Origin of the sequence: Roseomonas fluvialis (assembly GCF_022846615.1) — a bacterium.
Taxonomy (GTDB): Bacteria; Pseudomonadota; Alphaproteobacteria; order Acetobacterales; family Acetobacteraceae; genus Neoroseomonas; species Neoroseomonas fluvialis.
Genome location: NZ_AP025637.1, coordinates 4,008,160 through 4,031,251, shown reverse-complemented (window position 1 = coordinate 4,031,251; position 23,092 = coordinate 4,008,160). Strand labels below are relative to the sequence as shown.

16 protein-coding genes are annotated in these 23,092 nt (G+C 73.8%); 8 read left to right on the top strand and 8 right to left on the bottom strand.

The window, feature by feature from the left end; all coding sequences use genetic code 11:
* Position 1: 1 nt before the first annotated feature.
* Positions 2 to 739: an ABC transporter permease gene (locus MWM08_RS19365; RefSeq protein ID WP_244408155.1), complete on the bottom strand. Its 738-nt coding sequence runs from the start codon at positions 737 to 739 to the stop codon at positions 2 to 4.
* A gap of 53 nt (positions 740 to 792) precedes the next feature.
* Positions 793 to 1,116, bottom strand: a complete 324-nt coding sequence (locus MWM08_RS19360; RefSeq protein WP_244408154.1) for a DVU3141 family protein — start codon at positions 1,114 to 1,116, stop codon at positions 793 to 795.
* A 183-nt stretch (positions 1,117 to 1,299) separates the two neighbouring features.
* Here MWM08_RS19360 and MWM08_RS19355 point away from each other — a divergent pair, with 183 nt between their 5' ends.
* From MWM08_RS19355 to MWM08_RS19340, 4 genes are all read left to right on the top strand, one after another.
* Positions 1,300 to 3,183 (top strand): capsular polysaccharide export protein, LipB/KpsS family, encoded by a 1,884-nt coding sequence (locus MWM08_RS19355; RefSeq protein ID WP_244408153.1) that lies wholly within the window; start codon positions 1,300 to 1,302, stop codon positions 3,181 to 3,183.
* Between the two features lie 316 nt (positions 3,184 to 3,499).
* Positions 3,500 to 4,723: a capsule biosynthesis protein gene (locus tag MWM08_RS19350; RefSeq protein ID WP_244408152.1), complete on the top strand. Its 1,224-nt coding sequence runs from the start codon at positions 3,500 to 3,502 to the stop codon at positions 4,721 to 4,723.
* A 58-nt stretch (positions 4,724 to 4,781) separates the two neighbouring features.
* Complete coding sequence (locus tag MWM08_RS19345) at positions 4,782 to 5,561, top strand: SDR family NAD(P)-dependent oxidoreductase (protein ID WP_244408151.1); 780 nt, start codon at positions 4,782 to 4,784, stop codon at positions 5,559 to 5,561.
* Positions 5,558 to 7,060 carry a sulfatase-like hydrolase/transferase gene (locus MWM08_RS19340; RefSeq protein WP_244408150.1) on the top strand — a complete coding sequence of 501 codons (1,503 nt, stop codon included), beginning with the start codon at positions 5,558 to 5,560 and terminating at the stop codon, positions 7,058 to 7,060. The genes MWM08_RS19345 and MWM08_RS19340 overlap by 4 nt, the downstream gene beginning before the upstream one ends.
* 4 nt (positions 7,061 to 7,064) lie before the next feature.
* Here MWM08_RS19340 and MWM08_RS19335 read toward each other — a convergent pair whose 3' ends face one another.
* From MWM08_RS19335 to MWM08_RS19320, 4 genes are read right to left on the bottom strand one after another with little or no spacing between them, the layout of a single operon-like run.
* The gene (locus MWM08_RS19335; RefSeq protein WP_244408149.1) at positions 7,065 to 7,865 is read right to left on the bottom strand and encodes a formyltransferase family protein; all 801 of its coding nucleotides are present in this window, start codon (positions 7,863 to 7,865) and stop codon (positions 7,065 to 7,067) included.
* Between the two features lie 5 nt (positions 7,866 to 7,870).
* Complete coding sequence (locus MWM08_RS19330) at positions 7,871 to 9,184, bottom strand: aminotransferase class I/II-fold pyridoxal phosphate-dependent enzyme (RefSeq protein WP_244408148.1); 1,314 nt, start codon at positions 9,182 to 9,184, stop codon at positions 7,871 to 7,873.
* The gene (locus MWM08_RS19325) at positions 9,181 to 16,404 is read right to left on the bottom strand and encodes a type I polyketide synthase (RefSeq protein WP_244408147.1); all 7,224 of its coding nucleotides are present in this window, start codon (positions 16,402 to 16,404) and stop codon (positions 9,181 to 9,183) included. Before MWM08_RS19325 ends, MWM08_RS19330 begins: the two co-directional genes overlap by 4 nt.
* A gap of 31 nt (positions 16,405 to 16,435) precedes the next feature.
* Positions 16,436 to 17,761: a glycosyltransferase gene (locus MWM08_RS19320; protein WP_244408146.1), complete on the bottom strand. Its 1,326-nt coding sequence runs from the start codon at positions 17,759 to 17,761 to the stop codon at positions 16,436 to 16,438.
* Positions 17,762 to 18,030: 269 nt separating this feature from the next.
* Between MWM08_RS19320 and MWM08_RS19315 the strand changes: the two genes are divergently transcribed.
* From MWM08_RS19315 to MWM08_RS19300, 4 genes are all read left to right on the top strand, one after another.
* The gene (locus MWM08_RS19315) at positions 18,031 to 18,423 is read left to right on the top strand and encodes a hotdog fold thioesterase (protein ID WP_244408145.1); all 393 of its coding nucleotides are present in this window, start codon (positions 18,031 to 18,033) and stop codon (positions 18,421 to 18,423) included.
* A 100-nt stretch (positions 18,424 to 18,523) separates the two neighbouring features.
* The gene (locus MWM08_RS19310) at positions 18,524 to 19,228 is read left to right on the top strand and encodes an isochorismatase family protein (RefSeq protein WP_244408144.1); all 705 of its coding nucleotides are present in this window, start codon (positions 18,524 to 18,526) and stop codon (positions 19,226 to 19,228) included.
* Positions 19,225 to 20,220 (top strand): asparaginase, encoded by a 996-nt coding sequence (locus MWM08_RS19305; protein ID WP_244408143.1) that lies wholly within the window; start codon positions 19,225 to 19,227, stop codon positions 20,218 to 20,220. The genes MWM08_RS19310 and MWM08_RS19305 overlap by 4 nt, the downstream gene beginning before the upstream one ends.
* Before the next feature lie 11 nt (positions 20,221 to 20,231).
* A complete protein-coding gene (locus tag MWM08_RS19300; protein WP_244408142.1) occupies positions 20,232 to 20,849 on the top strand; it encodes an HD family hydrolase in 618 nt (205 codons plus the stop codon).
* A 3-nt stretch (positions 20,850 to 20,852) separates the two neighbouring features.
* Here MWM08_RS19300 and MWM08_RS19295 read toward each other — a convergent pair whose 3' ends face one another.
* The gene (locus MWM08_RS19295; protein ID WP_244408141.1) at positions 20,853 to 22,109 is read right to left on the bottom strand and encodes a S8 family serine peptidase; all 1,257 of its coding nucleotides are present in this window, start codon (positions 22,107 to 22,109) and stop codon (positions 20,853 to 20,855) included.
* A 107-nt stretch (positions 22,110 to 22,216) separates the two neighbouring features.
* Positions 22,217 to 22,957 carry a hypothetical protein gene (locus MWM08_RS19290; RefSeq protein WP_244408140.1) on the bottom strand — a complete coding sequence of 247 codons (741 nt, stop codon included), beginning with the start codon at positions 22,955 to 22,957 and terminating at the stop codon, positions 22,217 to 22,219.
* Between the last annotated feature and the right edge of the window lie 135 nt (positions 22,958 to 23,092).

Sequence of the window (23,092 nt, the reverse complement as noted above, 5' to 3'; positions counted from 1 at the left end):
CCTATTCCAGGCCCAGGCGGTTGCGCGCGAGGCGCAGTCCGGTCAGCCCGATCAGGTGGGTCACGAGGATCCAGCCGAACACGTAGTTCAGGTCATACACAGGCCGGTACAAGTCGCCGAACTGCCCGTCGCGCAGGAGTTCGAAGATGTGCACCGTCGGGATCCAGAGCACGATCTCCTGCATCCAGCCCGGCAGCCATTCGACCATGAAGAACAGGCCGCTGAAGGGCAGGATCAGGTAGGACATCGCGTGCACCAGGCGCTCCAGCCCGTCCCATTCGCTGGTCGCGGCGCCGATCACGAGGGCAAGGCCCTGCGCAAACAGGAACATCAGCATCATGGCCGAGAGCATCTTGACCACGCTGTCGGGGTATTGGCCGCCCATCGCGACGCCAGCGATGGTGAACAGCACCATCACGCCGGTGCAGGCGATCGATTCGATGATGTGGCGTGCATAGAACAGGTCGGGCAGGGTCACCTGCCGGTGGTACAGTAGTCCGCGATTGGCGCTGATGGTGCTGCCCGCGCGGTTGACCATGCCGCGGAACTTGAAGAATAGGATGTAGCCGATCGCGAAGAATTCGAAGTTGGCGCGAATACTGTCCTGGCTGCCGCGGAACTGGTGGATGATGGCGATCATCGCGCCGAGCAGCAGCGGTTCGAAGAACAGCCACAGGTAGCCGAACTTGTGCCGCCCGAAGCGGGTATGCATCTCGCGGATGATGAGCGCGCCGATCACGCGCATCTGCATCCGCGCGCAATCGATGAGCAACGGGCGTGGCGCGCTGCCGCTCACGGCCGGCCCACGCCGTCGCGCAGCAGCGGCCGCGCCTCCCGCCAGCCGGTCCCGGCACGGCAGAGCAGGCGCATCTGGGCCGTGCCGCTGGTGTTCACCTGGATCTCGCGGCATTCCCGCCCGCTCGCGGCCGTATACGACCGCACCATGCGCAGCCTGGCGGTCTGGCCGGTCGAGGGCAGCACCACGCTGTCCTCCGCGCCGGGGGAGGCATTCGCGGCGAAGGCAACGACCGGGTCGGTGATGGCGACGGGGGTGTCGGTGCCGGGCGAGATGACCGCCGTCGGTTCCGCGCACCCTGCCAGCAGGGCCAGTGCCACGGCGGCCCCGGTCCATCCGGCAGCGATCCGTTCGCGCCTTACACCCATCCGCACCGACCCTTTGGAACAGCAGTTAGATACCCTAGCGTTTCGTGGCGACTTACGCAAAAACAAGCAGATGCGATGCGCGGCACATACGGCGTGCGTGCTCGGCGCCCCGACCCACGGGGGCAGCATAGGCGCGTGACCTTGCCAAGGCGTATCCTCGTCCAGCACGAATTGCTGCGGCGCTGGCCGCATTTGCCTGCCTTCTGGCCGGAGGCCTGCGTCGGGCCGCTGCGGGCGGGCGTGGCGCCTGATGCGGTGATGGCCGTGCCGGCGGGCGATGCCGTCCCGGCCCGGTGGGATGGCCGCGTGCTGCGCCTTTCGCCCGGCCCCTTCGCTCCGCCATCCTTCGCGGGGCGCCGCGTGCCGGCCGTCCTGCTGGCCGGCGAGGCGCCCGACCCTGTCACGCACGCGCTCGCCGCCGCGCCGGCCCCGGATGCCGGCATCTGCCCGCAGGCGCTGCAAGCCGCGCTGCGCGCCGCCCGTATCGGCGGCCCCCCAGGCCTGGCCGACCCCGGGCCGGCCGCGCTCGGCCACGGCCCTGTCGAGGCGGTGCTGGTCATCGACCCCTGCGACCCGTCGCGCCGCGACGCCGCGCTGGGGCTGTGGCGCGATGCGCTGGCGCAGGCCGACGGGCGTCCGGTGCTGGCGCTGCGCGACCCGCATGCCCCGGCCACGGCCGCGCCCCTGCTGGGCGCCACGCGGCGCGATCTCCTCTCGCCCTGGACGCTGCTGGACGTGGCGGCGGGTGTGCATGCGCTGCCGGGGCCGATGGCGCTGCTGGGCACGCTGGCAGGCGTGGCGGTGCGCGGGCCGGGCGGCCGGGTCGCGGATGCCGGAGCGGCCTGGGCGGCGATCGCCGCCGCGGCCCGCTGCGCCGACCCGGTCCGCGGCATCCCGATCGACCTCGAACAGGCGATCGCGCTGCTGGGAGATTGGCGCGCGGCGGAAGCCGCCAATCGCCGTATCGCCGTCTGCCTTGGCATGTCCTTCTGGAAGCGGCGGCGGATGGCGGCGGTGCTCGCGAGCGCCGCCGGCCCGCCGGCCTTCGCTCGCACCGCCCGCGACGCGGTGGCGCTGGCGAGCGCGCGGGGCGGTGCGGTCGCCGCCTGGCCGAGCCGCGCCCCGGCCGACCTGACCGCCCGGGCTGCCGCGGCCGGCGTGCCGGTGGTTTGGGTCGAGGATGGCTTCATCCGCTCGGCCGGTTTGGGGGCGGGCTTCCTGCCGGCGGCTTCCCTCGCGCTCGATGGGCGGCGGCCCTATTTCGACGCCGGCGGTGCCAGCGACCTCGAGATCCTGCTCGCGACCACGACCTTCCCACCGGCGCTGCTGGCGCGTGCGGCGGCGCTGCGCGACGTGCTCGTGGCGCGCGGCATCACCAAGTACAATCTGGCAGGCGCCGCGCCGGCGCTGCCGCCCACGCCCGGGCGGCGGCGCATCCTGGTGCCAGGCCAGGTCGAGGACGACCTGTCCATCCTGCGCGGTGCGGCAGGCGCCGTGCGCGGCAACCTCGACCTGCTGCGCGCGGCGCGGCGGGCCGCGCCGAACGCCTACATCGCCTTCAAGCCCCATCCGGATGTCGAGGCCGGCTACCGCCGCGGCGCGGTGCCGGCCGACGCGGCCCGCGCCCTGGCCGATATCGTGCTGGACCACGTGACGATCGCCCCGCTGCTCGACCAGGTGGACGAGGTCCATACTATCACCTCGCTGACCGGCTTCGAGGCGCTGCTGCGTGGCCGCGCTGTGACCTGCTGGGGCCAGCCCTTCTACGCCGGCTGGGGGCTGACGCAGGACCACGCGCCGATCGCGCGGCGAGTGCGGCGGCTCACGCTTGATGAACTGGTGGCAGGTGCGCTGATCCTCTATCCCCGCTATCAGGACCCGGTGAGCGAACTGCCATGCCCGCCCGAAGCCCTGCTGGATCGCCTGGCGGAGACTGCCCCCTGGAGGGGTGGCCTGCTGGCCCGGCTGCGCCGCTGGCAGGGGCAGGCCATGGCGCGCCTGCTGAAGGGGCGCGGCTGAGGGTGCCGGGCGGTCCGCGCCCGGGCGCCGATGCCGTGGACGGCGCCGCGTGGCAACACGCGATGCGCGGCTGCACCGGGGATGCCGGCGCCCGTCGATCAGGAACGCGCGTGATGGCGCCCTGTCTCGCAAAGCGCGCCTGATGGTGCCGCGTCACGAGGAGCGCGCCTGATGGCGCCCCGTCATGAGGAGCGCGCCTGATGGCGCCCCGTCATGAGGAGCGCGCCTGATGGCGCCCCATCATGAGGAGCGCGCCTGATGGCGCCCCATCATGAGGAGCGCGCCTGATGGCGCCCCATCATGAGGAGCGCGCCTGATGGCGCGACGCTCCTTCCTGTTCCTGCAAGGCCTGGCCACGCACTTCTTCGTGCGCCTGGGCGACGCGCTGGCAGCGCGCGGCCACGCCGTGCACCGCGTGAACTTCAACGCCGGCGACCGGCTGTTCTGGCGCCGGCCCAACGCCACCGACTACACAGGCACGCCGCAGGACTGGCCGGGCGCGCTCGCGGCGCTGGTCGCGCAGCACGGCGTCACGGACCTCGTGATGTTCAGCGACTGCCGGCCGCTGCATATAGCGGCCATCGCCTTCGCGCGGCGCAGCGGCCTTGCGGCCTGGGTGATCGAGGAAGCCTACCTGCGGCCGGGCTACATCACCCTCGAACAGGGCGGCGTGAACGCGAATTCGCCGCTGCCGCGCGACCCCGGGCGGATCATGGCGATCGCACGGGGCCTGCCGCCGGCGGCACCCGAGACCCTGTCCGGCGGGTCCTTCCTGCGCCGCGCATCGGACGACGTGCGCTACAACATTGCCAACCTGGTCGGCCGCGGCGGCTTCCCGCATTGGCGCACGCACCGGCAATGGAACGCTTTCCACGAATACGGCGGCTGGCTGTGGCGCGGAGCGCGGCGCCCCTGGCGACAGGCGGCGGCGCGGCGGCGGCTCGCGGTGCTGCAGGCCTGGGCCGGCCCGGTCTTCGTGTTCCCGCTGCAGCTCGAGGGCGACTTCCAGCTGCGCCTGCATTCGCCCTTCCCCAGCCTGCGCGACGCCATCGCGCACATCGTCAGGTCCTTCGCGGCGCATGCGCCAAGCGATGCAGCTCTCGCGGTGAAGGGGCATCCGCTCGACAACGGGCTGACCGATTGGGGGCGCGTCGCGCGGCGCGTGGCGAGTGATGCCGGGGTGGCGGACCGCCTGGTCTGGCTGCCGGAACTGCCCTTCGGCCCGGTGCTGGCGCCCGCTGCCGGCGTGGTCACGGTGAACAGCACGGCGGGGCTGCAAGCGCTGCGGGAGGGCAAGCCGGTCGTGGTGCTCGGCCGCGCGCTGTACGACATGCCGGGCCTGACCTTCCAGCACGGGCTCGACCGCTTTTGGACCGAGGCGACGCCGCCCGACCCCGCGCTGGTCGACGCGCTGCGCCGGGTGCTGGCGGCGCAGTGCCTGATCCGCGGCGGCTTCTTCCACGATGCCGGCATCAACGAGGCGGTGGCGCTTGCCGCCGCGCGGCTCGACCGGCCGGTGCTCGCGGCGGCGGCGCAATGATGCTGGTCCTGCGGCCCTGCCGTCCTGCGCGCAAGGCCCGGGGCCGCCTGCGCCCGGCATGACCGCGCCGCGCTGCATCCTCGTCACCGGCGCGTCGCGCGGGCTCGGCGCCGCGCTGGCGGAACGCTTCGCCGCGCCGGGTGTCACGCTGCGCCTGGTCGCGCGCGGGGCCGAGGGACTCGCCGCCACCGCTGCACGCTGCACCGCCCGCGGCGCGCAGGCCGAGACCGCGGCGATAGACGTGCGCGACGCCGCCGCCATGTCGGCGCGGATCCAGGCCTGGGAGGCGGCGCTGCCCTTCGACACCATCATCGCCAATGCCGGCATCTCGCGCGGGACCGACCCCGATGGCGTGTCCGAGGGCCTCGAGGGCGCGACCGCGCAGGTCGCGGTGAACCTGCTCGGCGCCATGCACGCGATCGAACCGCTGCTGCCGGCGTTTCGCGAACGCCGCGCAGGGCGGATCGCGCTGGTGGCCTCCGTCGCGGCCTATCGCGGGTTGCCGGATGCGCCGGGCTATGCGGCGTCCAAGGCCGGGCTGCGGGTGTACGGCGAGGGGCTGCGCGCCGCACTCGGCCCGCGCGGGATCGCCGTGACCGTGGTGCTGCCCGGCTTCTTCGACAGTGCGATGGGCGCGCGCTGGCAGGGGCGGCGGCCGCTGGCGATGGGCCTCGATCGCGCCGCCGACGTCACGCACGCCGCCATCCTGCGCGGCGCGCGGCGCTGCGCCTTCCCGTGGCCGCTGGCGGCGCTGCTGCGCGTGCTGGATGCGCTGCCGGCCGGTGCGTCCGACTGGCTGGTGCGGCGCATGCGCTTCCGCATCGCACCCGAGGCGTGACCGCCGCCCTGCACCTGCTGGCCGCGGCGCTGCTGCCGCTGCCCGCCTGGTGGTGGCTGCGCCGCGGGGCGCGCGTGTCGGCCTGGATGCTGCTGGATGGCGCGCCGCTGGCGGCGGCGTTCTGCGCGTTGCTGGCGGTCACGGCGCGGCCGGTGCTGGCGGGCGGGCTGGTTGGTTGCGCGTGCATCTTCCTGGCCGTGGCGGACCGCGCCAAGCGGGCGGCGCTGCGCGAACCGCTGGCCTTCACCGATGGCGGGCTGCTGTGGCAGGTGCCCGCGCATCCGAGATTCTACCTGCCCTTCGTGCCGCGCGCGGTGGTAGTGGGCGGGATCGGCGCGGGGGTCGCGGCATTCCTGGCCGTGCTGGCGCTGGAGCCAGCGTTGGCGCTGGGGTGGTCGTGGCGGATGGTGCTGGCCATCATCGCGGCCGCGCTCGTGGGCGTGGTGCTGCGGCCGTTGTGGCTGCTGCGCGGCGCGGTCAACACCGACGAGACGCGCGACACGTCGCGTACGCAATCATTGGCGCGCGATCCGTCGCGCGACCGAGCACTGGCGCGCGACCCCACGCGCGACCAAGCACTAGCGCGCGATCCCACGCGCGACGCCGCCCGCTTCGGCCCGCTCGCCGCCTTTGCGCTGCATGCGCGGACCGCGGCGGTGGAACGCGTCGCGCGCCGCGCCGCGTATCCACCCGCCCCCGCGGTGGCCGCGCCGCACGGGACGCCGCCGCACCTGGTGCTGCTGCAACTCGAATCCTTCTGCGACCCGCGCCGGCTCGGCCTGCCCCAGGCGCTGCCGCACTGGGATGCGCTGGCGTCGAGCGCCGTCGCACGCGGGCGGCTCGCGGTGCCAGGCTTCGGGGCCAATACCATGCGCACGGAATTCGTCGTGCTGACCGGCCTCGATGACGCGGCCCTGGGACTCGACCGCTTCAACCCGTATTTCCGCTTCGCCCGCACGCCGGTCGCCTCGCTCGCCTGGGCCCTCAGCGGTGCGGGATGGTCCACCGCCTGCCTGCATCCCTATGACGGGCGCTTCTTCGGGCGCGACCGCGTGCTGCCCGCGCTCGGTTTCCAGCGCTTCGCGGACGCGGCAGCCTTCGCCGATGCACCGCGCGAACATGGCCTGGTGACGGATGCGGCACTGGGCGCGCGCATCGTCGCGGAACTCGAGGCCGCGGCCGCCCCGCTGTTCCTCTATGCCATCACGGTGGCCGCGCATGGGCCCTGGCCCGGCGCCGATCCTGCCGCTGGATGGGCGGCGCGCATGGCGGCGACCGATGCGATGCTGGGCGCGGTGGCGAATGCGGCGCGGCGCAGCGCGCGCCCCGTCGTGCTGGCGGCCTTCGGCGACCACCGGCCATCCCTGCCCGTCGCGCGGGGCGCGACGGACACCGACTACCTGATCTGGCGCAGCGACACGCCGGGGGGCGGCGCCGCGCGGGACCTCGATGCCGCGGCGCTGCACCGCGCGGTGCGCACGGCGGTTGGTGTGGCGTAATGCCTCACCGCGCGACCCCGCCGAGAGCGCGCGCCGCGCGCAGGTCGGCGGCATCGGTCAACCGCACCCCGCGCCGCGCCGCATCCGCCAGCGCCGATCGATCGGGGAAGGGGCAATAGGGCAGTAGCGGCAGGTCGCGCCCGCGCTCGCTGCCCTGCGCCATGGCGTCCAGCACCTCGACCAGCATCGCCGCACCCACCTGGTGCAGCATCCGCGCCGCGGCCGAGACGCTGGCCCCGGCCGGTGGTGCCGCGGCGCGCTGCGCAAGCAGCGCCCCTGCATCGATCCGCGCCGCCAGGCGATGGATGCTGACGCCGTAGGCCGCGCCTCCCTCCGCCGCGGCCCAGAAGCAGGGCATCGGCCCGCGATGGCGCGGCAGCAGGGACGGATGCAGGTTCACCCCGCCGCAGGGCGCGATCGCGATGACCTCGGGTACGAGGATCTGGTCGAAATGGCAGGTCACGATCACATCCGGCCGCGCCTGCGCGACCATCGCGCGCGCCGATTCGCCGTTCACGTCGCCCAGCGCCACCGGCGCCACGCCGCGGGCGCGTGCCGCATCCATCAGCGGCCCGCCGGGGCGCGCGCGCAGCAGCCGCGGCGCCGCGAATTCCACGACCATCCAGGGCAGGATGCGCGGCCCGCTGCGCACGACCATCGCCCGCGTTCGTGCCAGACCTCCGCGATACGGGTCGGACAGGCCGATGAAGACGACGTCGTGCCGACTCTCGCGCACCACGCGCGCGGCGGCTTCGGCGCTGGCAGTGCTCTCGAGCGTGAGGACCGCGATGCGCAGGCGGCGCATGGTCGCTACCGCGCGAGCTCCGCCTGCTGCGTGCCCGACATCACCGCGCGCAGGGCCGCGACGGTCTGGCGGATCTGCGCTTCCGTATGTTCGGAGGACAGGAAGAAGCGCAGCCGCGCCGAACTGTCGGGCACCGCCGGGTACAGGATGGGCTGCACATTGATGCCGCGGTCGAACAGCGCCTGCGACAGCCGCGCGGCACCCACCGACGACCCCACGATGACCGGCACGATCGCGAAGCCCGCCGAGGTGCCGGTATCCAGTCCGGCCTCCTTCGCCAGCCGCAGGAACAGCGTGCTGTTCGCCTGCAGCCGCGCCACGCGTTCGGGCTCCGCTGCCAGGATGCGCAGCGATTCCAGCGCCGCGGCGGCGAGCGCCGGCGCCATGCCGACCGAATAGACGAAGCCCGGGGCGGAATGCTTCAGCCAGGCCACCAGGTCGGCATTGCCCGCGATGTAGCCGCCGCAGCCCGACAGGGTCTTCGAGAAGGTCCCCATCCAGATGTCGACCTCGCGCGCATCGACGCCACAGTGTTCGTGGATGCCGTGGCCGGTGGCCCCGACCACGCCCATGCCATGCGCTTCATCCACCATCAGCCAGGCGTCGTGGCGGCGCGCCATCTCGATGAAGCGGGGCAGGTCGGGGATGTCGCCATCCATCGAGTAATGCCCCTCGATGACGATCAGCGCGCGCCGCGCGCCGCGCCGTGCCGCGCCGAGTTCGCGCTCCGCCGCGCGCCAGTCGTTATGCGCGAAGGCGATGCGCCGCGCTCCCGACAACCTGGCGCCCTCGGCCGCGGAATTGTGGATGGCGGCATCCTGCAGGATCAGGTCACGTGGGCCCATCAGGTGGCCCAGCACGGTCACGTTGGTCGCATGGCCCGACACGAAGGCCAGCGCGGCATCCACGCCGTAATGCGCCGCGATCGCCGCTTCCAGTTCGCCATGCACGGGCCGTTCGCCCGAGACCATGCGCGAGGCCGAGGCCGAGACGCCATGGCGTGCAATGGCCGCCTGCGCCGCCGCCTGCACCCGCGCATCGCCATTCAGGCCGAGGTAATTGTACGACCCGTAGTTGATCACCTCGCGGTTGCCGATGCGCGTGGTGGCTGACGCGACACCCTCATGCGGGCGGAAGAACGGGTTCTCGAGGCCCAGCGCGCTGGCTGCCTCGCGGATCAGTTCCATGTCGCGCTGGCCGGGCAATTCGCGGAAGGCGCGCGCCGCGCCGGGCGCGGGGCCCTTCTCTTCCTTGCGCTTCGACAGGCGCTGCAGCAGCGCGAGCCGCGCAGTGGCCGACAAGCCGAAACCCTGCGTCACTTCACCGCCTCGGCCGCGGCGGGTTCGTAGGCATCCATGAACGATTCCACCGCCTGTTCCGTCCTGTCTTCCAGCACCACGCCGGCCATGCGCCCGGCCAGCACGGCGATGGTCAGATCCTCGGTGACCGCCGCCAGCGGCACCTGTACGCCAAGCCGGCGCTCCAGCGCCATGCGCAGCTCGAGCCCGCCCAGGCTGTCGAGCCCGAGCCCTGCCACCGGCGCATCCGCGCCGATCGCTTCCAGCGGCAGGCGCAGGATGCGCGCGATCTCCTCCTGCGCCAGGCGCACCAGTCGCGCGCGGGCGTCATCGGGCGGCAGGGCGCGCAGTTCGGCGCGCAGGTCCGCACCTTCCTGGTCTCCCTGGCGGGCGGTGCGGATGCCGGCATAGGCGGGCTCCGCCAGGATCGGCAGTGCCGAGGACAGGCTCGCCCAGGTCACGCGCGCGAGGTGCACGACCGGCGCGCCCGCGCCGATCAATGCGGGCAGCGCGGAGAGAGCCGCCTGCGCCGGCATCGGCGCCACGCCGGTGCGCCGTTCGAGCGTCTCGGCCGTGGTGGCATCACGCGCCAGCACGCCGGCATCGGCGATCGGCCCCCAGCCCACCGCCAGGCCCGGCTGCCCCGCCGCGTGGCGTTGCCGTGCCAGCGCCTCCAGCGCCGCATTGGCCGCGACGTAGTTCGCTTGCCCCGGATTGCCGAAGGCGGTGGTCGCCGAAGAGAACAGCAGGAACAGGTGCAGCGGGTCGGCCTGCGTCAGCCTGTCGAGGTTCCGCGCCGCCACCAGCTTCGGCGCGAGCACGGCCTCGAAGCGCGCGGCATCCATCGTGGCGGCCGCGCCATCCGCCAAGGCGGCGGCGGCGTGCACGACGCCGCGGATCGGCGGGCCGTCGCGCCGCAAGCGCCCCAGCAGCGCCGCCAGCGCCGTCGCATCGGTCGCGTCGCAGGCCTCGATCCGCGCGCGCGCGCCAAGGGCCGCGAGCGTGCGCAGCCCCGCATCACCGCCCGGCGTGGCGCGCCCGCGGCGCGAGACCAGCGCCAGATGCGCCGCGCCATTGGCCGCGAGCCATTTCGCGCATTCCAGCCCGAAGCCCTGCACGCCGCCCAGCACCAGATACAGCCCGTCCGGATCCGGCCGCCAGGGTGCCGGCGCCGCGGCACCGTCGCCCGCCGGTGGGCGCACCACCAGCTTGCCGATATGGGTCGAGGCCTGCAGCGTGCGGAACGCGGTCTCGACCTCCTCCGGTGCGAAGACCGCGTGCGGCAGCGGCAGCAATGCACCTTCCGCGAGACGCGCCGCGATGTCGGCCAGCAGCGCCTGCGCGAGGTCCGGGCGCGCCCGCGGCAGCGCATCGGCATCCACCGCGAAGTAGGACACGTTGCGGCGGAAGGGGCGCAGCGGCGCGCGGCGGTTTTCCACGAAGTCGCGCTTGCCCAGTTCGATGAACCGCCCGAAGGGCGCCATCAGGCCGAGCGTGCGCTCCATCGCTTCGCCGGCCAGGGAATTCAGCGCGACATCCACGCCCCCGGGCCAGGCGGCGCGCAACCGGTCCGCGAAGCCCGCGTCGCGGCTGTCGAGCACCAGGTCGGCGCCGGCGGCGCGCAGGAAGGCCCGCTTTTCTTCGCTGCCGGCGGTCGCCGCCACCAGTGCGCCCGCCGCGCGCGCGATCTGCAGCGCGGCGAGGCCCACGCCGCCGGCCCCGCCATGGATCAGCACGCGCTCGCCCGGGCGGATGCGTGCCAGCGTCTCGAGAGCATAGGCCGCGGTGATGAAGGCGACCGGCACGGTGGCGGCGGCCTCGGGCGACAGGCCCGCGGGCAGGGGGGCAAGAGCCTCGGCGCGCGTCAGCGCATGGGTCGCGAAGGCCGCCGGCGCGAAGCCGAACACCCCCTGGCCGGGCTTCAGCGCTACCCCGGGGCCGACCGCCTGCACCACGCCGGCGCATTCCATGCCGAGCGTGGGGCCGGCGAAGCCGTCCATCAGCGCGTCCTCGGGCAGCAGGCCCTGCGCCCACATCAGGTCGCGGAAATTCAACCCCGTTGCGGCAATGGCGATGCGCACCTCGCCGGCGCCGGGCGCGGGCAGGGCGGGTTCCGCCTCCCAGGCCAGGGAACCGATCTGGCCAGGCTGGCCGACCGCGAGCCGGCGTGGCCCGGTGGGCATCGGCACCGGCAGGCCGGGCGCCAAGACCGGTGTGGCGCGGCCGGCCGCCGTGATGGCCACCTCCGGCACCGGGTCGTCGTGGAGCAGTTCCGCGACCAGCCGCCGCGCCGCCTGTTCGGGCGGCAAGGCGGGGTCGATGGTGATGCGGCGTGGGCGCAGCTCGGTCATCTCGTTCGCCAGCACGCGGCCAAGCCCGGCCAACGCGGCAGCGCCCGGCGCATCCCCGGCGCCGACCAGGGCGAAGCCGTCGGCGGCACCCTGCGCGGCCTCGGCCAGCCGCGTGGCGGCCGCGAGGGTCGCGGGCAGCGCGTCGTCACCAGCCAGCCCCACCACGATGCGCCCGCGCAGCATGGCCGGCGCGGGCCGATCGGCCAGCGAGCGGGTCACCGCGCCGTGGCCGGCGGCGAGCAGCGCGGCCGCCAGCGCGGCAGCGAGGCGCGTGGCATTCGGGGCGGCGCAGACCATCACGTGGCGCGGCTTCGTCGCGGCCGGCAGCACCACGGAGGGCGCGCGCGCCGCCACAAGCAGCGCCGGCCAGGGCGCGGCCACCAGCGGCAGCGCCTCGGGCGCCTCGAAGCCGGCCTCGGCCAGGGCATGCGTCCAGGCGCTGGCATCAGGCAGGGCGCCCGCGCCGCCCTCCCACCAGGCAGGGTCCTGGCCGCAGGCGAAGTCCCACAGCCGGCCGGGGGCGGGTTCGGCCAGCAGCAGCAGCGCGCCGGGGGCCGCGGCGCGGCGCAGCGCGGCGGCGAGGGCGGTGCCGGACCGCGCCAGCGCCCCCGCAGCGACGCCGATGACCAGATCCGCGACCGGAGCGGCGCCGGACCCGGCCAGCGGGCTCCAGGGCGTCCAGGCGAAGTCGATGCCCGCCGCGGCGGGCGGGGCGCCGCCGGCGCGGGCCTCGCCTGCGGCGCGGTATTCCACCCGCCGGCCGCCGGCGACGAGTGCGGCGACGGCGCGGCGGGTCAGCGGCCCGCCGGGCGAGAGGTCGAGCACCCGCAGCGGGCGCCCTTGCGGCCAGGCGGCGACCAGCGCGGCGATCGCCGCTTCCAGCACGCCGGCGAGGCGCGCGAAGGCCCCGGCTTCGGCGGGCGGCGGGGCGTGCGGGCGGACCTGCCCGGCCAGCGCCTCGGGCAGCGCCTCGGCGGCATGGGCCAGCCACGCCATGTCGAGGGCGAGGCGCGGCTGCTCGGCCAGCACGGCGCGCCAGATCTCCTCGGCTGGTGGCAGCGACTGGTCCTCGGCGAGGCGCCATCCAGACGGGGTTTCCTCGGCCAGGCCGCTCTCGGCGAGGCCGCGCCACAGCGCACGGCGGTAGGGGCTGGCCAGCGCCGGCGCGGCGGGCAGGGCGGCGACCGCGGCGGCGGCGGCGAAGCCTTCCAGCAGCAGCGCGGCTTCCGTCATGTCAGCCGCGGCATCGGCGGTGCGCGCGGCATCCAGCGCGGCATCCGCGTCGATCGGCGCGGGGGCGGCGGGCAGCGGCGCGGCGGGCACGGGGTCGAGCCGGAAGGCGTGTTCGGCCGGGGCAAGACGGCCCGGCAGGCGCACGCGCTGCAGCCAGACATCCTGGCAGGTCGCTACCACGGCGCCATCGGCGTCGCGCAGCGTGAGGTCGGCGGCGAGCACGCGTTCGCCGCGCCGGGTCAGCGTCACCTCGGCGCTGGCGGGCGGGGCGGCACCGCGGCGCACGGCAAGCCGCCCGATGCGCACCGGCACCAGCGACTGCCCCTCGGGCCGCATCAGGGCCGAGAGCAGCGCGACCAACCCCTGCAAGGCGCCGTCGAGCAGCACCGGATGCAGCAGGTAGCCCGCGGCGGGCGGAGCGGCCGCGGGCAGGCGCAGCGACACCAGCCCCTGCCCGGTGGCGTCGTCGACCAGCACCCGTTCGACCGGCTGGAAGGCGGGGCCGTAGTCGAGCCCGCAGCGCGCGGCGAGTGCCACGACCTCGGCGCCGGTCACGGCGCGGCGGGCCGGGAGCGCCTGGTCGGGCGCCTGGTTGCCAGCGGGCGCGGCGGGCAGCCGAGGCAGGGGCGCGACCCGTGCGCGGGCGGACAGGCTCCAGGGTTCGTCGGCCAGGCGGCGCCGGCTTTCGAGCACGAACCCGCCCTCGGCGTCGGCCACGCTGCGGACTTCGCGCGTGCGGTCGGGTTCGAGCGCCAGCGGGCGCAGGATCGCGAGGTCGGTCACCTCCAGCGCAGCGGCCTCGGGGTGCAGCGCGGCGGCGGCGGCGAGCGCCATCTCGGCCATGCCCGCGGCCGGCAGCACCGCTTCGCCCATCAGCCGGTGATCGGCCAGCCAGGGCATGAGTTCGGTGTCGAGGAAGGCGGTCCAGACGCCCGGGTCCGGTCCCTGGCGGATGCCGAGCAGCGGGTGGTCGCGCAGCGGATCGGTCAGGCGCGCGGATTCGACCGTGCGCGGGAACCAGGTGGCGCTGCGCGCGAAGGGCGTGAGCGGCAGGTCGCGTTCGCCCGCCCCCGCGAAGGCGGTGCCACCGCGCGGGTCGGCGCCGCGCGCGACCGCACGGTCGGCGATGGCGGGGAAGGGGTCGCCCGGCGGGTCGCGGCGCGTGAGGGACGGCAGCACCGCGGCCTCCGCGGCGTCCTCGCGCAGGCTTTCGCGCAGGTAGGATTGCAGGACGGGGGTGGGGCCGATTTCGAGGAACAGCCGCGCGCCCATCGCGCCGGCGGCGCGCGCGGCATCGCGGAACCGCACCGGTTCGCGCAGGTTGCGCCACCAATAGGGCGCGCCGGCATCATCGCCGCGCAGCACCGCGGCCGACACGCTCGAGACCATCGGCACCGCGCCGGGCTGCGGCGCGAGCGTCGCGAGGTCGGCCAGCAGCCCGTCCCGCACGGGGTCCATGGCGGCGGCGTGGAAGGCGTAGTCGAGGTCGAGCGGCACGGCCGAGACCCGCTGCGCTTCGGCCGCCGCGCAGAGCCGTGCGATGGACTCCGCCGGGCCGGCCACGGTGATCGCGTCGGGGCCATTCACCGCGGCAACCTCGAGCCCCGGCCCACACGCTTCGAGCAGCGCCGCCGCGGCGTCGGGCGCGCAGCCGATCGCAGCCATGCGCCCGGCACCACGCGTCGCGTGCTGGTGGCGCGATCGCGCCACGATCAGCCGTGCGGCCTGGTCGAGCGGAAGGATGCCGGCGCACCAGGCGGCCGCGACCTCGCCCACCGAATGGCCGAGCACCACCGCCGGGCGCAGCCCCTGCTGCGCCAGCGCGCCGACCGCCCCGACCTGGATGGCGAACAACAGCGGCTGCGCGATGTCGGTGCCGGCCAGCGCCTGCGCGCTGACGCCGCGCTTCAGCACCACCAGCGGGGACCAGCCCAGCAGCGGCGCCAGCGCGGCATCCGCCTGCTTCACCGCCGCGCGGAAGGCGGGCGAGGCGGCCAACGCCGTCTTCGCCATCGCGGCGTATTGCGCGCCATTGCCCGAAAAGACGAAGGCGAGTGAACCGCGCACCGCCTCACCTTGCACGGCGCTGCCGTCATTCGCCTGCAAGGCGGCGATCGCAGCGGGGATGTCGGGGCCGCGCAGCACCAACCGATGCGGCGAAAGGTCGCGATGCTGCGCGACGCCCCGCGCGAGGCGCGCGGCCTCGGTGGCATCGGCGCCGAGCAGCCGGTCGCGCCAGCGCTCCGCCAGCAACGACAGCGCGGCGGCCGAACGCGCCGAGAGCACCAGCGGCGGGCTGCCGCGCCCGGACGGCCCGCGCGCCGGCGCGGCGGCGGGCGCGCGGCCCAGCAGCACGGTCGCGTTGGTACCGCCGAAGCCGAAGGAATTCACGCCGACGACCGAATCCGCCTGCACCGGCGCTGCAGCATGGCGCGTCTGCACCGCGAGGTTCAGCGCGGCGAAGTCGATCTCGGGATTGGGCGTGTGGAAATGCAGCGAAGGCGGCACCGCGCCGTGCTGCAGCATCAGCATCGCCTTCAGCAGCCCGGCCATGCCCGAGGCCGCTTCCAGGTGCCCGATATTGGTCTTGACCGACCCGATCGGCAGCGGGGCGGAGCGGCGCTGCGCGATGGTGGTGCCGATCGCCCAGGTCTCCGCCGGGTCGCCCACGCGGGTGCCGGTGCCGTGCGCCTCGAAGGCCAGGAAGCGGTCAGGGGAGACGCCGGCACGCCCGATCACGCGCTCCATTAGCGTGGCCTGCGCGGTCCGGTTGGGCAGCGACAGGCCGATCGTACGCCCTGCCGCATTCGCCCCGCTGCCCAGCAGCACCGCGCGGATGGGGTCTCCCGCCGCGATCGCGTCGGGCAGGCGCTTGAGGATGATGGCGCCGGCGCCCTCGGCGCGCACGTAGCCATCGGCGCCGGCGTCGAAGGCGCGGCAGCGCCCGGTCGGTGAGAGCATACCGGCGCGCGAGAAGCCAATGAAGGAATAGGGCGAAAGCAGCATCGACACGCCGCCCACCACCGCCGCTTCCAGCGCGGGGTCGTCGGCCAGTGCGCGCACCGCGAGATGCAAAGCGACGAGCGAGGAGGAACAGGCCGTGTCGATGGTCTGCGCCGGCCCCCGAAGGTCGAAGACGTTGCCGATCCTGTTCGCCAGGATCGACAGCGCATTGCCGGTCATGAAGAAGCGATCGACCGAGGACGGGTCCGCGAGGCGCAGTTCCGCGTAGTCGGTCGAGGACCCGCCGACGAAGACCGCGACATTGCGCCCGGCCAGGCGTTCGCCGGGCCAGCCGGCATCCTCGAAGGCATGGGCGGCGACTTCCAGCAGCACGCGCTGCTGCGGGTCCATCTCCGCCGCTTCGCGCGGGGACAGGCCAAAGGCCTGGGCGTCGAAGGCCGCCGCGTCCCCGATGGTGCCGGCGGCGAAGGTATAGGACCGCCCGGCCTCGGATTTGCGCGGGTGCAGCCAGCGCGCCTGGTCGAAGCGATCGGCCGGAACCGCGGTGACGGCGTCGCGCCCCTGTTCGAGCAGCGACCAGAAGGCGTCGAGGTCCTCGGCACCCGGCAGCCGGCAGGCGGCGCCCACGATGGCGATAGCGTCCTGCACGGGCTGGCCCAGTCCTGCTATGCGCCGCCGGCGTCCAGCGTTCATGCACGCAGTATGCCCGGTGCGCCTGGGCGCGTCATCGCAGGCCGACTGGCGGTGCGCCGAAGGCGTCCGGCGCGGCGATGGCAACCCGCGCTTCGGCGCGCTGGGGCACGGGCAGGGCAGACGCGCCGCGTGCGGTCACCCTCGCCAGCAGCCCGTCCACCGCGGCGAAATGGTCCGACCAGGCAGGCGCGCGCCAGTCCCGCAGCCGGGCCAGCTGGGCGGCGCGCGCGCGGCTGTCGGGCGCCGCATAGTCCAGCACCAGCCGCCGCCACGCCGCGCCATCGAGGGGGTCGAGGTATTCGGGCACGGCGCCACCGACCTCGCGCAGGGCCGCGAGATCCGAACAGATCGCCGGCGCGCCGGCGGCCAGCGCCTCAGCGAGCGGCAGCCCGTAGCCTTCCGCGAAGGAGGGGAACAGCAGGGCGCGGCTGCCGGCCAGCAGCGCCGTGACCTCGGGGTCAGGCAGCGAGCCGGCCTCGTGCACCAGCCCGCGCAGCAGGGTGCAGCGCTCGAGCAGGTCGAGCACGTTCTCGTTCTCCCAGCCGCGGCGCCCGACCAGGACCAGCCGCGGCGCGGCCTGGCCCCACTTGGCAGCGAAGTCGCGCCACAGGTGCAGAAGCAGCAGGTGGTTCTTGCGTGGTTCGATGGTGCCGATCACGACGAAATAGGGCGCGTCGACCGGGCCCGCGGGCAGCGCCGCGGGGGCCGGGCGGCCGATGCCCAGCGGCGCCACGAGCACCGGCGGCATCGCTGCCTGGCGCACCAGGTGTGGGCGCAGAACGGCCGCGGTCGCTGCCGAGTTCACGATGATGCCGTCGGCCAGCGCCGCCACCGTCTCGAGCCGCTGGAGGTGCTGCATGGCGACCCCAGGCCGGGCGTATTCCGGATGGGTGGCTGGGATCAGGTCATGCACCAGCGGGATGAAGGCGGCCCCGGCGCGCCGCAGTTCGGCGATCGGCTCGGGCTGTTCCATCAGGCGGTGGGAGACCAGCAGGAACACGGTGCGGCGGTCGCGCGCCATCACCTCGGCGACGCGGGCGCGGCCGCGCCCGACCATCATGCGCGCCAGCGCCAGCATGCCGATCCTGCGCGCGCTTCGCAGCGCCGCCGCGGCGTCGGGCCCGCCCGACCAGGCGACATTCAGCCGGTCCGCGAGGTCAGCGACAATGCCGCGCGGCACTGCGGAATAGCCGTTGCGCGGCCCGCGGGCGACGAAGGTGACCGCGTTCGCGGGGGCATCGAGCCACCGGCGCGCATAGGCGGCCTCGACACGATCAATCCCTGACGGCGCCAGTCGGCGGCCGCATGCCAGGAACCTTGAAACGTCCATCACGACATGCACGACGTCACTGTCCAATCTCGGCTCAGGGGCTCGATGCCCTCATTCAGCTCCAACTTCCGCATTCGCGAGGCAGACCGTGGTGTTCCCAGTGATTCGTGGCGGTAAAATACACCGGAGATTTTCTACCGCAAGTTGATATAGCGATACCAGACCGATGGCTGTCTGTTCGTCTTGAAATAAAATCGGCCCGCAGGCACTCAGACGCAACGACACAATCGCGCGAGAGCGTAAAAAATTTGGGATTTTCCATGAAAATTTGGCAAAGACCGACCGAACCTGAGCAGATGGAAGCCCGCTTCGCCGGCAGCCTGCCCGGTCTTTTCGGCATCCGCATCCTGGAGGTCGGAGAGGATTTCCTGCGCGCCGAGATGCCGGTGGACGACCGCCATGTGCAGCCCTTCGGCATCCTGCATGGCGGCGCCTCGGTCGTGCTGGCGGAGACGCTGGGCAGCATCGCCAGCACCCTGACGCTGCCCGAGGGCCGCCGCGCCGTCGGGCTCGAGGTGAATGCCAACCATCTGGCCGCGGTGACCAAGGGCGACGTGGTGACCGCGACCTGCCGCCCGCTGCACCTGGGCCGCACCACGCAGGTCTGGCAGACCGAGATCCGCCGCGGCGACGGCAAACTCGCCTGCGTGTCGCGGCTGACCACCGCGGTTGTCGAGGCCCGCGCCTGATGCGCGCACGGGTTGCCGTGCCGGCGCCACGCCGATAGCCTGCCACGCAGGAAACGCACACCCTCGCCGGCGCACCACCCGCCCACGGGAGACCGCCCGCATGCATCCCCTTGCCATTCCTCCCGAGATCATCGCGCGCGTGCAGGCGCGCTGCGGCCGCGCGCACCCCTTCGAGAACCTGGTACCCGCGCGCACCGCCTTCGTGGTCATCGACATGCAGGTGGGCTTCATGGACCCCGCCATCAGCCATGCCTGCTGCCCGATGGCCGAGCGCATCGTCCCCGCGGTGAACCGCCTGGCCGCGGCGCTGCGTGCGACCGGCGGCGGCGTCTTCTGGATCCAGAACACCCATGATGACGCCGACGACGCGTCCTGGAGCGTGATGCAGCGGATGTGGACGCCCGCCGCCCGCGCGCGTCGCGTCGCCGCCATGACCGCGGGCGCTCCCGGCCATGCACTGTGGCCCGCGCTGGACGTGCGGCCGGAGGACGAGCGCGTGAAGAAGCACCGCTTCAGCGCCTTCATCCAGGGATCCTCCGACCTGCCGGCGCGGCTGCGCGCACGCGGCTTCGACACGGTGCTGATCGGCGGCACCGTGACCAACGTGTGCTGCGAGAGCAGCGCGCGCGACGCGATGATGACCAACTTCCGGACCGTCATGGTCGCCGACTGCAACGCCGCCAACAGTGATGCCGAGCACAACGCGTCGCTGGCGAATTTCTGGAACATCTTCGGCGACGTCATGACCGCCGACCACGTGATCGACAGGCTGCGCATCGGCGCGGCGGGAGCAGCGGCGGCATGAGCACGAAACCCAAGGTCGCCATCATCGGCACCGGCGGCACGATCTCCTCGATGGGGCGCGGCCCGCTCGAACTGATCGACTACGGTGCGGCCGGCGTGGTGCTGGACGTCCACGGCGTGATCGCCCGCGTGCCGGAACTCGCGCTGGTGGCCGATGTGCTGCCGGTGCCCTTCAAGGCGATCCCGTCCACCGCGCTGGCCTGGCCTGAGTGGAAGCAGCTCGTGCTGATCTGCGACCGCCTGTCGGCCGAACACCCGGACCTGGCAGGAGTCGTGGTGACGCACGGCACCGCCTCGCTGGAGGAAACGGCGTATTTTCTCTCCCTGACTCTGAAGATTCCGCAACCGGTGGTGGTGGTGGGCGCGCAGCGCCCGGCTTCCGCGCTGGCCGGCGACGGGCCAATGAACCTGCTGAACGCCTGCCGCGTGGCAGCCGACCCGGGCGCGCGCGGTCTCGGCGCGCTGGTGCTGCTGAACGACGAAATCCAGGCGGCGCGCGAGGTCACCAAGACCTCGACCCTTCGGCTGCAGACCTTCCGCACCGCGGATTTCGGCGCGCTGGGCCATGCGGATGCGGACCTGGTCGCGTGGTACCGCCGCCCGCTGCGGCGCCTCGCGCCCGACACGGAATTCGACGTCCGCGGACTGGATGCGCTGCCGCGCGTGGACATCGCCTATACCTATGCCGGTGCCGACGGCACCGCGATCGAGGCCTTCGTCGCCGCCGGTGCCAAGGGCATCGTTACCGCCGGCTTCGCGCCGGGCTACGTGACGCCGGCGATGTCGGAAGCCATGGCAGCGGCGGTGAAGCAGGGGGTCGCGGTGGTGACATCCTCGCGCGCCATGTCGGGGCGGGCGGCCAAGACGAGCAAGAACACCGCGCTCGGCTTCGTGACCGCGGACAACCTCACGCCGCAGAAGGCGCGCGTGCTGCTGGCCCTGGCCCTCGCGCATGGCATCACCGACCTGGAGCGGGTGTTTGCCACCTACTGACGCGGCGCGCCGTGGCTGACCGCGCCTGGGTGCGGCTGCCCTCGGGCCGGCGGCTCGACCTGCTGGCCCCCACGCCCTTCGACTGGACGGATGCGGACCTGGCCACGGGCCTGGCCCGCACCTTCCGCTGGGGCGGGCATTCCGCCTGGCCGGAGCCGCTGTCGGTGGCGCAGCATTCGCTGAGCGTGCTGGCGCTGCGCCGCACGCGTACGCGCCACCGCCTGGCACCGGCGCAGGAACTGCGCGAACTGCTGCACGATGCCGATGAGGGGCTGATCAACTTCGACTGCATTTCGCCGCTCAAGCCCTTCCTGGGGCCGGGCTTCGCCGAACTGCAGGCGCGGCTGTCGGGCGTGATCGCCACGCGCTACCGGCTGCCAAGTTGGACCCCCGAGGAGAAGCGCGCACACAAGGTGGTGGACATCGCGGTGGCGGCGGCCGAGGCGGTCCACGTTGTCGGCTGGACCGCGACGGAGGTGCGCGAGACGCTGGGCATCCGCGCCGCGGTGATGGCGCGCGACCCGCTGGCGGTGCGCTACGGCGACGCGCCCTGGCGGCCCTGGGCTCCCGATGCGGCGGCGCAGCGCTTCCTCGAGGAACTGACCGCGCTGCAAGCGCGGATCGGCTGACGCTCAGGCGCCGAGCTCGCGCAGGCACCGCCGGATGGCCGCCTCGCGCTCGTCGTATCCCTGGTAGCCCGGACGCGCCGCCTTGGCGACCAGCACAAGATCGAGCGCCTCGCGGCACAGCGCTGCCGGATCGCCGGCGCCGCGCCGCGCGCGGTTGTGCAGCAGCGCCGCTAGGTTCGCCGGTGCATGCGGATTATCCGGCACCAGCCGGCGCGCAGCGCGCAGCAGCGGCTCGGCGCGGTCGGCCTCGCCGAACTGCATCTCGGCATAGGCGGCGTTGACCAGTGTGGTCGTCGCCAGCAGCGCGCTGCCGATGCACCAATGCGTCCCGGCCAGGATGTCCGGCATGTGCGGGAAGGCCGCGATCGCATGTTCGTGCGTGCGCAGCACGTAGGGCGCGAGCTCCTTGGGCCAATCCCCCTTCACGATTGCCGGCAGGATTGCATCGGCGCCGCCGCCAAAGCGCGCGCTGTCCATCATCGCCGGCAGCGTCGCGCCATCGAAGCCGAGCAGTGCGGCGCCGGTCGCCAGCGGCGCAGCGAAGCTGCTCCCCAGCACGCCGGCGGGCTGGCGGATGGTGAGGTCGGTCACGTCGCTCTGCGCGAAGTCGGGCGGGATCGCGGCAGCGAGCTCGGTCTGTTCGGCGGTCAGTTCGCGCGCGTCCAGCTGGAAGCCGGCGCTGACCACGCCCTCGGCAACCGCCGGGCAGAACACGCCATCGACGGCGTTTCCGGCGGCAGCGACGATGATCGGCCCCTGCGCGGACGCGGCCCGCGCCGCCTCACACAGGCAGGGCGAGGCCGGGCAGGTGCGGGGCCTCGCGACCTGCCGCCCGGCTGCGGCGAACATGCCGAGCAGCATGTCGGTGAAGCTCGCATCCGCGAGGCTATCCGCGGGCTCTACGGTTACCTCGTGGCGCGGCACCCCGACACCGAGACTGAGGCAGGCGGCATCGACGCCGGACAGCGCGATGCGGCGCAGCGCCGCGCGCACCGCGAAGCCGTCCGGCACGCCATCCGCGGTCGTCTCGTACAGGTCGAGCTGCGCATCCGGCGCGACCGCGAGGATCAGCAGCGCAACCACCGTGCCATGCGCGGTGGGCTCGCCCGCGCGGGCGGCCATCTGCGGCGCGCCGCCCGAGGCGGCATGCAGCGCCGGGATCGACAGGTCGAATGCGGAATCGACGACCGCTGCACGACGGCCGTGGCCGGTCAGGCCTCGGCGGTGCGCTTCCGCCACGGCGTCCCAGAACTCGCCCACCAGCGGGAGGTGCCAGCGGCCTGTGTCCCGGTCGTATCTGTCAAGAACGGCCTGCGCCGCCGCCGCGCTCTCCAGCCGCAGGGTACCGGCCTGACCCGTCACGGGGCTTACTCGATCGCAAAGGGGCTGAGTTCCACAAAGGGCTGCGCCGGCAAGGGCGCCGCAGCGGGGTCTCCGGCACCGAGCAGTTCGGGCCGGGAGCGGCGCCCCCAGATCGAGCGGCTCGCGCCATAGAGCCGCAGGGCGACGGGATGCGGCTGGTCGCTGGCGCGCAGCTGCAGCGCATAGGCCGCCCCTGTCGTGGCGCCGAAGGAGACGGAGGCGTCGCCGACGTCGAGCGCCTTCAACGCCTTGAGCGACCCGCTCAGTTCGACCTCGCCCTCGCTGCCAACGGCGACCGCAAGCGCCGCGACGCGCGCGGAATGCACCTCCGAGACGACCACCACGTCGTCGAACTCCGGCGAGCCCCAGTCGAGCGCCGCGAGCACGAGGCCGAGATTGGCGAGCGCATGCTGCACGCGGTCACGCGCGTCGAACACCACGCCGCCGTTCGATCCGAATTTCAGCGAGGCCTCGACCTTCAGTGCGGGATCGACTTGCGCGCCGCCCTGCGCCGCCGCCTTGGCCGTCACACCCACCGAGAACTTCATCGGCGCGGCGAGCGTCTGCTGCGTGGGCTCCGGGACCACGCTGCCCTGGAGTTGCGAGACATGGCCCTCGCGCACGAAGACGCCATCCTTCATCACGCCAACATCGCCCGGTACCAGCCCGGTGCCGGGCTGCCAGACGGGATGGTAGCTGAGGTTCTCCCGGAACTTCGCCGCGTAAAGCCCGATGATCGAAGCCATGGCGCGCCATCCATCAAGGGGCGAGGACTGCGTGGTGCCGCCCGCCGGGCGATAGCACCACGTCGCGCCGGCGCGGGGCAAGCGCAGCGTGCCGCTTGCCCCCTATCGCTGCGGCGCTGCACGCGCGATCCTCGG